This window comes from Robertmurraya sp. DFI.2.37, from assembly GCF_029211245.1.
GTDB classification, from domain to species: domain Bacteria; phylum Bacillota; class Bacilli; order Bacillales; family Cytobacillaceae; genus Robertmurraya; species Robertmurraya methanolica_A.
Genome location: NZ_JARGEJ010000002.1, coordinates 140,412 through 153,466, shown reverse-complemented (window position 1 = coordinate 153,466; position 13,055 = coordinate 140,412). Strand labels below are relative to the sequence as shown.

Here is a 13,055-nt window from a genome sequence, read left to right as displayed (position 1 = left end):
AGATGATTAAAGTATTATTTTTTGCTTATCCACAATATGCAGATTTTGAGATTGCCCATACATTATTTTTTCTAAAAAAGTAAGGGAATGCAGAGATTACAACTGCAACGATTGACGGGAACTCTGTTGAAAGTCTTGGTGGCTTAAACATAAATGCCGATATTTCTCTAAATGAAGTGAACTTAGAAGAAATTGACTTAATTCTGATCTCTGGTGGGGATGGGATTGAAAAAGTAATAGATGAAGAAATGGTCGAGAACGCCCTGAAGAGAGCTTATCGTTTAGAAGTTCCAATTGCATCAATTTATGCATCAGCAGTGTTACTTGCAAAAGCGGGAATAATTGCTGAGAAAAAATTCACTTGCATGGAAGGGACATTTAAATATTATCAAAATATATTTTCCCAATCCACTTATACGGGGGCGGATGTGGAAGTCGGAGCAGGATACATAACGGCAAAAGGAACTTCTTACCCTGAATTTACGATCGAAACTTGTAAACTCCTTGGATTGGTGAAAGATGGAAAACAAGCAGAAAGAATGTATCTATTTTGCACGGGAAAAAGGTAAAAGATTGTCCACACTGTGGGATCACAAATTTGGAGGCCTTGGATAATGGAATTGAAAAACAAAGTTGCGATTGTGACTGGAGCTAGTAGTTCAAGAGATATAGGAACGGCAATATGCCGAAAACTCGCTTCACAAGGGGTGGATATCTTCTTTACCCATTGGAAATCGGAACAGGCTTGGATTGAAGAGCTTCAACAGGAAATGGTCAATATGGGTGTCCGTTGTGAGAATCTGAACATCGATTTATCAGAAGTTAATGCGGCAGTAAAAATCCTTCATGCTGTGGAAAATAAACTTGGTACCCCATCTATCCTTGTCAATAATGCCGCTCATTCAAAGAATGATGGATTTTTGGTTTTGGATGCTAGTACACTAGATAAACATTATGCTGTTAATATGAGAACTACTTTTCTTCTTTGCGTAGAATTCGCCCGTCGTTTTGAAAAATCAAACTTACATAAAGGCAGAATTATTAATTTGACTTCAGGACAAGATTTAGGACCAATGCCAGGAGAGTTAGCTTATGTAGCAACAAAAGGTGCTATTTCTGCTTTTTCTCGCTCATTATCTCAAGAGCTTGCGCCAATAGGAATAACGGTGAATTCAGTAAATCCAGGACCGACAGATTCAACATGGATGAACGATGAAATTAGAGAATATTTATTACCAAAATTTCCGATGGGTCGAATTGGCCAACCAGAAGATGTTGCGAGAATCATTGCCTTTCTCGCGAGTGATGATGCACAATGGATCACTGGTCAGGTGATTCATTCTGAAGGTGGGTTTATTCGGGGCTAGGAGAAAATGCATTTTAAGAGGCGGAACCAATATTTCAAATTGGATTCCGCCTTTTTGAATTTCTTTATCCTTTTTTTATCTTTTTCTAGTCAAAATTTTTATATGTATTGTTTATCCTAAGTTTATCAAGTTCGAAAGGAAGAACATTATGAGTGAAATAATTCTTAAAGCAACCAATGTTTCAAAAAAATATGGGAAACACAAGGTACTCGATAAAGTGTCAATCAAAATAAAGCGAGGAATGATTTACGGCCTGATCGGTGAGAATGGTGCAGGAAAATCGACTTTCATGCGCACTGTTATGGGATTAATTACAATCGATGAGGGTGATATCGAATTGTTTGAGAAAACAGGTATGAAGGGGTTGCAGCAGGCACGAAGGAAAATGGGGCAGTCGATCGAAACGCCAGCCCTTTACCCAGAATTAACAGCTCGAGATAATCTTAGAGTCCAAGCGGCAAACGGTGGGGTAAGCGAACGGGAGATTGATGATTTGCTTCGTTTAATGAGCCTGGAGCATACCGGGAAAAAGAAAGCGAAGAATTTTTCATTAGGAATGCGCCAACGCTTAGCAATCGCTTCAACGCTTATTACACATCCAGAATTTTTAATTTTAGACGAGCCAACGAACGGGCTTGATCCTTCAGGAATTGTTGAAATGCGTGAAATTATTCATCGATTGGTATCTGAACGGGGGATCACTGTTTTACTTTCAAGTCATTTACTTGATGAGCTATCACAAATCGCTACCCATTACGGCATTTTACATGATGGAAAACTTATCAAAGAGCTTTCAAGAGAAGAGCTTGCAAATGAAACGCGCCAATATATTGAATTAGAGACTAAAGACGTTCAAAAGGCTGTTGTCGTACTAGATGAATTGGGGATTGGTGATTATGAAGTCATTAACGGAACGGGAATAAACATTTATGAACGCTTAAATGATGTAGCGACAATCAATCGTTCATTAGTTCATGCTAATGTTACTGTTTCTCGAATCGGGACAACTAGACAGAAACTTGAAGATTACTTTTTACAGTTAACAGGGGGAAACCATCATGCTTAATCTCTTAACGGCTGAGAGAATCAAATTAATTCGAAGCAAAAAGTTATTGATTGTTCTAAGTATTTTATCCATACTTCCTATCATCCAAGCGGTGAATAGTAAAATGATGGTGGGTTATGGAACCGAGCTTATTCAGGCAAAAGATACGGTCATTAACGGGGCAACAGGGATTCTCATGATGGAGAAAAATGGCTTGACTGTTTTACTCACGATGTGTGCATTTATTGGATTTTTCATAGGTGAAGAATTTCAAAATGGGACTATTCGCAATGCGTTGTCTTTAGGGCGAAGTCGCATTCATTATTATTTGTCAAAATTACTGATGGTTTCACTCCTTGCATTTGTTGGTGTAGTCGTTTTGACAGCACTGGGGATGATTTGTTTTTCAATCGTTTTAGGCTTTGGTGAAGTGTCCGAAATAAATAATTATGGCTGGTATGCCCTTAAAACTTTTATGACGCTTTATCTATTGATTCTGGCTAATGTATCGATCTATGTGATGATTAGTTTTATAACAAAAAACAGTGCCATTTCTCTTGTTTGGAGTTTTCTTTATACGATTGGAACAGGCTTTGGTGCAGGAATTTTTCTAGAAACCGAACATTTTAAACATGTGACCTTCTGGTTTACAGAATCATTTTTGTTCTATTCCGATTTCGCAAGTCCAATAGATGTGGCGAAGTACTCTGACATGATATTGGTTAGTTTCATCACAATCGTGTTATCATCAATTATAGGAATTTTGGTTTTTAAACGAGCAGATATAAAGTAGGTCGGTGAAAGTTGATAACAATATTAATTATTGAAGACGATATGGCGATTCATTCCCTATTGAAAGAAACGTTAGAATTGGATGGTTTCAACACACTAAGTGCATACTCAGGGACAGAAGGAAAACTACTCTTCGAACAAAGTCAAGTTGATTTAGTTCTCTTAGATTTGATGTTACCGGGGATGGATGGGGAAGAATTTCTTCAAGAAGTTCGGCATAACTCAGGAGTACCAGTGATTGTCATTTCCGCTAAAACGGATCAAGATTCGAAATTAGAGCTTTTGACCAATGGGGCAGATGATTACTTGACGAAACCGTTTGATGTGAAGGAGCTCCTTGCCCGAATTAACATCCAATTACGCCATGCAATAAAGGCACCAGTAAACAATCAGAAAGAAATTCATTACAAAAATATAAGCGTCAATTTGGAAACTCGGGATGTGAAAGTTGATGCTCAACTGATACGTTTAACTGGACGAGAGTACGCCATTCTTCTTCTTTTTCTAGAGAATCCACAAAAAGTGTTCAGCCGCGCTAATATTTATGAAAGTGTCTGGAATGAGCCCTATTTTGACAGTGATAAAACGATTAACATGCATATCAGTAATCTACGAAGTAAATTAAATCATGAAGAGACAAACTATATTAAGACAGTATGGGGTATTGGCTTCAAATTTGATTAAAAAGGAGCGTGATTGAAGTGTGGGGATGGATATTTGTTTTCCTAACATTGGCGCTTCTTTTTTATATTTATTTTTTTAAAAGAGAGATAAAAAGATTGAATCAAGAAATTAAAAATATCCCAACTCGAGCTAGCTTTGGCGGTAGACTGTCTGTAAATTTCCGTGAAAAGACTTTGTTGGAATTAATCGACGAATTAAATCAAATGATCGATGCATTTGAAGAGAAAAATCGTCAGGTGAAAAAAATGGAAGAAAACGTAAAGCTATCGATTACTGGACTATCTCATGATTTGCGGACACCCCTCACATCTATTAACGGATATGTGCAACTTTTACATGCAACCAATGATGAAACAAAGAAGGAGCATTACTTAGCAGTTATTGATCATTCAGTAAAACGACTGTTGGAAATGACTGAGCACTTCTATGATTTAGCTCGTATTGAAACGAGTCAAAAAGAAATGGTACTATCGCCGATTTCACTGTTTAAGTTAGTGGAAGAAATCTTTTTGACTTTTTATGAACAATTAGAGAAAAGGAAAATTGCACTCCAATTTCCCGAACAAACGGATGATAGAAAAATTATCGGCGATCAATTAATGCTCACTCGTGTGTTCCAAAATATCGCTCAGAATATTCTTCGTTATGCGAAAAGCAAGGCGATTATTCGCTACGAGAATGCAAAAGATTACCTCGTTTTCAGCATCAAAAATGATATTAAACGAGATAATAAAATGGCTGTAGAGAAAGTATTTATGCGTTTTTATACGGAGGATACCAGTAGAACAAATACGGAAGCAAGCGGGTTAGGCTTATACCTCTCAAAAAAGTTAGTTGAAAAAATGAATGGAAAGATGGAAGCTCGGCTGCAAGATAATTGGTTTGTTCTTACTATTTATCTTCCGATTTGTAAACTTGAGAAAACGAGTTGAAGCGACTGCTGAAATGGCAGTCGTTTTTTAGGAAAGCAGTTTAAATTCTGCTTTCTCAGAAATTCATGTAGCAAACTTTTCTTAGCAAATCCAGGATTCAAAAAGGAAATTGGAGAAAGAAGCATCAGGATAAAAGATTGGGGAGCGATGAACAAAGCCGTTTGCTCTGACCTAATTGGAATACTATAAAAGATAGTGCTCTGTTAATTAAAAAATTCATTGGCGACCATGATAAGAGAGTAAGTAAATGAATGGGGAGTGCCAAGGAAAAAGTATATTTTAAGATTTATTGAATTAGATAATCATGATATGTTGGAAAGGTAAGGAGTATCAACAATTGATAAAATGACTTGAGAGGAGCTACTGCAAGAATATAGGAGGGGTTATTTTGTACTTAAGAAGCGTAAAAATGATGAGGGAAAGAATTGAAAATCTAAATAGCTATCCGTTCTCGATTCCGAGCTTAAAAAATACGGATTTAATAGAGTTCAACAATCCTGTGACATTTTTTGTTGGGGAAAACGGTTCAGGGAAGTCGACCTTACTTGAGGCCATTTCTTATCAATGTGGTTTCAACAGTGCTGGCGGAGGTAGGAATAATCAATATTCTGTTGAGGCGTCTACATCTGATTTAGGTGACTATATCCGACTCTCCTGGTTTCCGAAGATCAATAGAGGCTTTTTTTTAAGAGCAGAGAGCTTTTATCATTTTGCTTCCTATCTCGATCAGTTGGCGGAGGAAGATCCTCTATTTCAATATCAAGGCTATGGAGGGAAGTCATTACATCAGCAATCCCATGGCGAGTCTTTTTTGTCTTTGTTTACGAACCGCTTTGGAGAGGAAGGGATATATTTGTTGGATGAACCAGAAGCAGCATTATCTCCTGCTCGACAATTAACTTTTTTAAGAGTCATTCACGAATTAGTAACTAAAGATCATGCCCAGTTTATTATTGCAACCCATTCACCTATTCTCCTTGGTTATCCAGATGCGCAAATTTATAATTTTGACGAATCACCGATTCAAGAAATTTGCTATGAAGAAACGGAGCATTATCGTTTAACATTAAACTTTTTGACAAGACGGGAAAAGTTTTTATATGAATTATTTCGAGATGACGAAGAATAATTGCACGAAAGCTGAGTGATTATTGGTATAAAGCGTTTAAGAAAAAGCATCTGTACATGATAGGAGGATTTAATCAAGTTACTTAGCGTTTCCGTCTCCAGTCGGAAGATAATGAGAACCGTTAATCGTAATAATAAACCATCGCAAAAATAATGGGGTGGTTTATTATTAAAAAGGAACAATTATTAAAAGGTCTATTTTTCTTTTTAATTTTTCACTTGTTTTGATAATGGAGAATTATTAGACGTATTAGGATATATATTCCTTTTTTATTTTGTAGTTATGTTAATGGTTCTAAATCCAAAAGAAGTTCTGTATAAAAAAGTATAAATTATGAGGTTACCTGTTAGCATCTCGTTAGCGGAAGCTATTTGTAGCAGGTGTTCATTGAATAAAGGACTAACCTTTTTTAGTGAAAGTTATCTCATAAAGGAGGACTGTAATGAAAACGACAGTAATGTTCATCCATAGCGCTGGCCCACAAGGACAAAATCAAGGCAGTACCAATTTGAGCGCCTACTTGAAGAAAGAGCTTGAGGAAGACTACAATTTCTATTCTCCCAGCATGCCAATTCCTGAGAATCCAAAATATGTAGAGTGGAAGAAAGCTTTTGAGCAGGAAGGCAATCATCTATCAGGAGAGGTCATTCTTATCGGACATTCGTTGGGAGGTTCTTTTCTATTAAAATACCTTTCCGAAGAATCTATGATAAAAATTTCTGGATTGTTTGTTGTTGCAGCACCGTACTGGGGAATTGATTCAGATTGGCAACGGAGCGACTTCTTCCTTCAAAGTGGTTTTGAGCGACATTTCGGTGAAATCGACAATTTATTCCTTTATCACAGTCGTGGTGAGGATATTGTTCCTTTTGTTCATCATGCTGCTTATGCTAAGAAGCTTCCACACGCTCATAAAAGAGTTCTTGATGGCAATCAGCATTTATTCTCAAATGGATTAACAGAATTAGTGAACGATATAAGAAGTTTATCGAGTATTTGAATCCGGTAATGATTGATGATAAAGCGAAGGATACATGAAACCAATCTATTATTCATTCGTAAACAATTGTAACCCTGTCGAGGAGGTGCTCTAAATGAAACGTTCTATAACGGTTACAGAATGTCCAAAATGTGGTGAGAATGGAAAAGGAATAGGAATAGGGAGGCATAGTGGATACGGAGCCATGTATCCTAAGGGGAAAATGAGTTTTGGTTCAGAGGTTGAATACATCATTTGCACAGATTGTGGATTTATCATTGAAAGTTACGTAAAAAAACCAGAGATTTTTAAAAACACATTTTTCTCTTAATGTGTGAAGGATATTCGGAGTAAAAAAAATCTAGCCTAAGCGGTTGAAAACGGATTTTTTATAAAAGAGAGAATTTGAGAAGGGTTGACCAGTAGAGGTAAGCACAGTAAAATTATCGCAAAATGCATTATAATAAATGGGAGTTGATAATATGTACAGAACGGTTAATGACTTTTTAGCAGATTGGACTGATTCAGCGGAGGGGACACTTCGCGTTCTTGAATCATTATCAGATGACAAATTGGATCAAGCGATTGTGGAAGGACATAGTTCTTTAGGATGGCTAGGCTGGCATCTTACGACAAGTCCTGTATTCTTTATGAGCCTTGTAGGCGTAAAATTAGAATCTTCAGGTGATCCGAAAGTGGTGCCAACGAAGGCAAATGAAATTGTTGATGCTTATAAAAAAATTGCTGAAGATATAAAGCAAGCGGTAGAAACAAATATGACTGATGATAAATTGCTTGAAACGGTGGATAGTTTCAGAGGACCAACACCACGAGGTGCTTTCTTAAGAAAGCTTATTGACCATCAAACCCATCATCGCGGCCAGATGACTGTTCTTCTCCGTCAGGCTAGTTTACCGGTACCCGGCATAATGGGTCCGACAAAAGAAGAAGGTTTGTAAATAATACGGTGGAAATTTTAATATGATTTTATCAAATAGGGCTTTACTTCAAATAGAAGTAGAGCTTTTTTTTTCAAGTCGCTCCTTCGCAAAATTTATTGCTTTTTGGCTCGAAGCTAGGAGCGCGTGATAAAAGGAAAGAGGAATTTTGTATAATAAATCATATTGGGAATTCATGGCGGTAGAAATTTTAAGTTCAGCAGAAAAAGCTATTGATGGACGACTAAAGCTATAGTGAAATGATGGTAGATCATACGGATGTAGAAATTTTCCAATGGATTTAAATATATAAAGTTCATAAGTGGAAAAAAATGATTTCGATAAAAGGAGAGTCATTACCTTTGAATGGAAAATGTGTAATATTTCATCAGTTTGGAAGTCCGAACGAAGTGTTGAGGGTGGAATCAAAATTTATCACTCCACCAAAGGACAATGAGGTTTTAGTGCGAATGTTAACACGTCCTATCAACCCTTCCGACTTGATACCGATACGGGGCGCTTACGCTCACCGAATTTCCTTACCGAATATTCCTGGATATGAAGGGGTTGGAATAGTAGAGGCTGTTGGCCCATTTGTTTCACAGGAACTGATTGGGAAACGTGTTTTGCCTTTACGTGGAGAAGGAACATGGCAGGAATTTGTAAAAACTACATCGGATTTCGCTATTCTAATTCCTGATTCCATTGATGATGTAGTGGCAGCTCAGCTCTATATTAACCCGCTTACTGCATGGGTGATTTGTACTGAAGTATTAAAGTTGGAGCCGAATGATGTATTACTAATTAATGCAGCTGGTTCCTCTGTTGGTCAGATATTTGTGCAGCTTTCAAAAATACTAGGTTTTAGAGTGATTGCTGTTGTTAGAAACAATCACTATACCGAAAGATTACGCACTCTTGGTGCTTCAGCAGTGGTAGACATCTCACAAGCTTCCCTTCATAAGTCCGTGATGGAGTTAACGAATGGAGAAGGAGCAGCAGCTGCTATTGATTCTATTGGCGGGAACTCGGGGAATGAGCTAGCTTTTTGTGTACATCCAAACGGTCATTTTCTATCCATTGGATTATTATCAGGAGTTCAGGTTAATTGGTCCGAAATTGTTCAAAAAGCTAAAGTAAATGCAAATATGTTTCATTTGCGAAACTGGAACGAGTATGCTTCGCTTAATAAATGGCATGATACTTTTCAGAATGTGATTAAGTTAGTAGTTGAGAAAAATTTAAATTTGAAGAGGGTACATGAAAGTTATCGTCTAACGGAAATTAAAAAGGCGATTGAAACGGTTGAATCAGCTAAAGGGAAAGTAATGTTAACCAATTAATGAAAAGAGGATGTGTGAATTTAACAGTGCATTCGTATAGTGTCATCTGCTTGGAATACCTTTTATTTTCACCAAAAAATGTGTAAAAGTTACAGGGGAGCTTAGAAGTTTAGAAGGACTGACTGTGTAGATAGCTATTTGCTTTGTCTTGCTATAATTAAGTATTATCATGATAAGCAATCATGAGGTTGCCAAATAGTCGAAATAAGAAAAACAAAGGAGAGAATAGATGAAGATTATTGTTACCAGCGTATTTGTCGAAGATCAAGAGAAAGCACTGGCGTTTTACACAAAAACATTAGGTTTTATAAAAAAGCATGACGTTCCAAGTGGAGAATATAGGTGGATAACGCTTGTTTCTCCAGATGAACAGGGTGGTACAGAACTTTTACTTGAACCTAATAACCATCCTGCTGCCAAAGAGTATCAGCAAAAATTATTTGCTGAAGGAATTCCTGTAACGATGTTTGGGGTTGGTGATATTCGGGAAGAGTACGAGCGTTTAGTTGAAAAAGGCGTGAGCTTTACGATGGAACCAACAAAAATGGGGGAAGTTACGATCGCAATTTTCGACGATACATGCGGAAACCTCATTCAGATGATTGAACAGTAATCATTCAATAATCATAAAAGCTTTACTTCAATTTGGAAGTAAAGCTTTTTGCTCTCTAGATTTTACGAGTGATCATTGGCAGACTTTCTCTTTAGCGTGGTCATTGTTATCTTGAGAGAAGTGCCTCTGTGAAGAAAATTGTAGTAAGGAAAAACTTGGGACATGATCTGAGCAACAGTCACGCTCACTCCAATTAGGAAAATCTCAGTTATAAAAATGCTTAATTTAAGTCGTTAACAGACTCTAGCATATAGCTGCCGTGACCTAAGACATGATCTAGGAGTTTTTGATATTTAATGATTTCTAACGCAGAAATCACTAAGGATTGATCCGGTTTTTCTGTATATAAGATTAGGATCGTTTTCATTTTGAGATTCATATTTAACAGTTTGAATGTACTTTCTGCCTTTTTTAATTCTATAGAGCTGGATCATGTTTTCATTCCTTAAACAAGTCTTTAGGTTATAGCTCCATTTTATATGAAAGATTAGCTGAAGTATACAAATATTTACAATAAAAAACCGGGAAAAGTATGCTTTTAAGCAATAGGAATAGATAGGATTTTCGCTTTATTGTATGGGAAAGTCTAGTTAAATTAAACGTTGTATATTTGCTCGATTGCAAAATGAAAGGTGAATGATGGTCTCTATTTTTTTACTACGGTTCAAAGCATTTATGCTTGACTACATGCTCATTGTCGTTTTTTTTACAGGATGATTTGTCATAAATGTACTTCTTTTTTTAGGCTTTGTTATATTTGGCTCATTTTCTCTCTGATTCCATGAAGTGATAGAGAAAACTTATTTTCTCACATCGTTTCATGGAATCAGAAGACCTTTCAGTATAACTGAAAGGCGTGTGCAACTAAGGTTGCACACGAAATTGAGCCAAAAGTCATTTAATCAACAACAAAGCTTTTTTTTAATAGAAAATGGAGCACCCTTTTCACATCAAAATTAAAAATCGAATCTTGGAACTTATTTCATGATCGCGTTTACAGATTCATTGATTCAGGCGATGGAGCAGTGCCCTACATGATTACCTTGTGTGCGCTGATATTTTCGAAAAAGCACCAGTCTTATACGATTTCATTGTGGAAACGCATGTTACAGTTCTATAATTAATAGAGTGATTTAAAAAAATGACCCGACATATTTGGATTGTGGTCTATAAATAACGTTATCGCTAGCCTGTTCTATTATGTGGGCAGTCCAGCCAACGATTCTACTGGCGGTGAAAGTGGGAGTAAAAAGCATGGGCTCTAACTGAATAGCTTTCATAATTGCTGCTGCATAGAACTCGACATTTGTATACAATGCTCTTCCTGGTTTAAATTCTTCTAATAAAGTAATGGCGCTTTCTTCGACCTCCATCGCAAAATCTAACCACTTATCTTGCCCGCCTAACTTCATTAACTTTTCTTTCAAAGCGACTGCACGAGGATCACGGGTTTTATAAACTCGATGGCCAAAACCCATTAATTTTTCTCCTTTTATGAGCTTCTCTCGGATCACTTTTGCAGCATCATTAACCGTGGAAATTTCATCTAATAATTTAAGTACTCCTGATGGAGCGCCACCGTGTAGAGGTCCTTTCATCGTTCCGATTGCGGAAGTGACAGCGGATACGATATCGGATTCACTTGATATCGTCACCCGGGCTGAAAATGTTGAAGCGTTCATCCCGTGCTCCAATGTTAAAATCATGTAAGCTTCTAAAGCATGAGCATGGGCAGCTGAAGGAATATCACCTGTTAACATATATAAGTAATTCTCAATATGGTCTAAATCATTTCGCGGTGGAACCTCAGCACACCCTTCCAGTTTGCGTTTACGAAAGGCGATGATACTTGGGATGAGAGCAGTTAATTTGATTGCTTGGGAAATAGTTGGTGGAAATTGATATTCTCCATATCCAGCTTCCGCTGAGATCACGGTTCGAAGCACACTCATCAAATCCATGGTTTGAGGCAATAGTGAAATAATCGTCTTTACATTATCGGATAACCAGCGATTTTTTTTCATTTCTTCCTTTAAGATGAAAAGTTGTTCCTTGTTTGGAAAATGTCCATACCAAAGTAAATAGGCCACTTCTTCGAAATGGTAATGGTCCGCTAATTTTTGGATGTCATATCCTCGATAAATAAGTCGTCCTAATTGACCGTCAATATATGAGATCCGTGTTTCAGCAGCGACTACCCCTTTTAATCCTTTTTCGTTCATCATTAACCTTTCCCCTTTCCCTCTTTTATTTTATTGTATAAAATAATTGTTATTAAGATAATTAAATAATCATAAATAAATTGATTAGTTTTATTAATAAGGAGGGGAATATGGATTTTCAATGGTTAAATACATTTGTGACGGCCGCGCAATGTGGAAATTTTCGTAGAGCAGCAGAATTACTTTATATTTCTCAGCCGTCAGTAACCGTTCATATTCAACAGCTTGAAAAAAATCTAGGGGTTCAATTGTTTCAGCGGGATGGAAAGAAAATCAAGCTGACGGAAACGGGACGGAGATACTATCACCATGCAGTGGAATTGTTAAGATTGTATGAAAAGGGGTTAGCTGACCTGAATTCCTTTAGCCAAGGATATATGACAAAGCTATCTCTCGCTATTTCTCCCTTAATTGCTGAGACCATATTACCTTATGTGATAAAAAGCTATACAAATAAGCATCCCGATGTGGAAATCGCAATAAAAATACTTGATTCCATACATATTGAGGAAGCGGTTATGAAAGAGGAAGTCGATCTGGGGCTTTCATGTGTAAACGTTCAAAATTCTAGTTTAATTAATGAGCTCTTGTATAAGGACCGCATTTTGTTTATTGTTCCTCATGATGGTAGAGATGCTGAAGCAGCACCACCATTGGAGGAGGAGGAGTTTTTTTCACACTATTATTTATTTACTGATAATCACCCAAGCTATTGGACTGATTTACTTAAAGCTGTGAAGAGCAAGTATCCAGTTATTAAGACAATGAAAGTCTCACAAACACATATTACTAAAAGATTTATTATCGAAGGTTTAGGCTTTTCCTTTTTACCAGAATCTACCGTTAGGAGAGAATTATTGGAAGGGAGATTATTAGAGGTGTATCAGCATTCATTTAAATTACCGGACATCTATACATATGCCATTATGAAATATAAGCATTCGCAACAACAGGAGTTTCTCGAATTTCTCTCCAATTACCGAATATAAATGAGATGGAAAAATCCACCGA

At 36.9% G+C, this 13,055-nt stretch carries 14 protein-coding genes; 13 read left to right on the top strand and 1 reads right to left on the bottom strand.

Features of this window, described 5'->3' with window-relative positions; genetic code table 11:
- Positions 1-95: 95 nt before the first annotated feature.
- The 12 genes from PZE06_RS02115 (at position 96) to PZE06_RS02060 (ending at position 9,822) form a co-directional block, all read left to right on the top strand.
- On the top strand, positions 96-569 hold the full coding sequence (locus PZE06_RS02115) for a DJ-1/PfpI family protein (RefSeq protein ID WP_225310583.1): 474 nt from the start codon (positions 96-98) through the stop codon (positions 567-569).
- 45 nt (positions 570-614) lie between these two features.
- Positions 615-1,367 (top strand): SDR family oxidoreductase, encoded by a 753-nt coding sequence (locus tag PZE06_RS02110; protein ID WP_150913804.1) that lies wholly within the window; start codon positions 615-617, stop codon positions 1,365-1,367.
- Positions 1,368-1,515: 148 nt separating this feature from the next.
- Positions 1,516-2,433, top strand: coding sequence for an ATP-binding cassette domain-containing protein (locus tag PZE06_RS02105; protein WP_150913802.1), 918 nt, complete (start codon positions 1,516-1,518; stop codon positions 2,431-2,433).
- Positions 2,426-3,205, top strand: coding sequence for an ABC transporter permease (locus PZE06_RS02100; protein ID WP_150913800.1), 780 nt, complete (start codon positions 2,426-2,428; stop codon positions 3,203-3,205). Before PZE06_RS02105 ends, PZE06_RS02100 begins: the two co-directional genes overlap by 8 nt.
- An 11-nt stretch (positions 3,206-3,216) precedes the next feature.
- The gene (locus tag PZE06_RS02095) at positions 3,217-3,888 is read left to right on the top strand and encodes a response regulator transcription factor (protein ID WP_150913797.1); all 672 of its coding nucleotides are present in this window, start codon (positions 3,217-3,219) and stop codon (positions 3,886-3,888) included.
- 95 nt (positions 3,889-3,983) lie between these two features.
- Complete coding sequence (locus PZE06_RS02090; protein WP_225310580.1) at positions 3,984-4,820, top strand: sensor histidine kinase; 837 nt, start codon at positions 3,984-3,986, stop codon at positions 4,818-4,820.
- Positions 4,821-5,208: 388 nt separating this feature from the next.
- The gene (locus tag PZE06_RS02085) at positions 5,209-5,949 is read left to right on the top strand and encodes an AAA family ATPase (protein WP_191963127.1); all 741 of its coding nucleotides are present in this window, start codon (positions 5,209-5,211) and stop codon (positions 5,947-5,949) included.
- A gap of 442 nt (positions 5,950-6,391) precedes the next feature.
- Positions 6,392-6,949, top strand: coding sequence for an alpha/beta hydrolase (locus tag PZE06_RS02080; RefSeq protein ID WP_150913793.1), 558 nt, complete (start codon positions 6,392-6,394; stop codon positions 6,947-6,949).
- A 94-nt stretch (positions 6,950-7,043) separates the two neighbouring features.
- Entirely contained in the window at positions 7,044-7,259 is a 216-nt protein-coding gene (locus PZE06_RS02075) for a transcription initiation factor TFIIIB (protein WP_150913791.1), read from the top strand.
- A 151-nt stretch (positions 7,260-7,410) separates the two neighbouring features.
- Positions 7,411-7,887 (top strand): DinB family protein, encoded by a 477-nt coding sequence (locus PZE06_RS02070; RefSeq protein ID WP_150913789.1) that lies wholly within the window; start codon positions 7,411-7,413, stop codon positions 7,885-7,887.
- A 311-nt stretch (positions 7,888-8,198) separates the two neighbouring features.
- The gene (locus PZE06_RS02065) at positions 8,199-9,209 is read left to right on the top strand and encodes a zinc-dependent alcohol dehydrogenase family protein (protein WP_150913787.1); all 1,011 of its coding nucleotides are present in this window, start codon (positions 8,199-8,201) and stop codon (positions 9,207-9,209) included.
- Between the two features lie 229 nt (positions 9,210-9,438).
- Positions 9,439-9,822, top strand: coding sequence for a VOC family protein (locus PZE06_RS02060; RefSeq protein WP_150913785.1), 384 nt, complete (start codon positions 9,439-9,441; stop codon positions 9,820-9,822).
- 1,133 nt (positions 9,823-10,955) lie between these two features.
- Here the strand turns inward: PZE06_RS02060 and PZE06_RS02055 are convergent.
- Positions 10,956-12,044, bottom strand: a complete 1,089-nt coding sequence (locus PZE06_RS02055) for a citrate synthase/methylcitrate synthase (RefSeq protein ID WP_150913917.1) — start codon at positions 12,042-12,044, stop codon at positions 10,956-10,958.
- Positions 12,045-12,154: 110 nt separating this feature from the next.
- On the opposite strand from PZE06_RS02055, the gene PZE06_RS02050 reads away from it, so the two are divergent.
- The gene (locus PZE06_RS02050; protein WP_150913783.1) at positions 12,155-13,033 is read left to right on the top strand and encodes a LysR family transcriptional regulator; all 879 of its coding nucleotides are present in this window, start codon (positions 12,155-12,157) and stop codon (positions 13,031-13,033) included.
- Positions 13,034-13,055 lie beyond the last annotated feature (22 nt).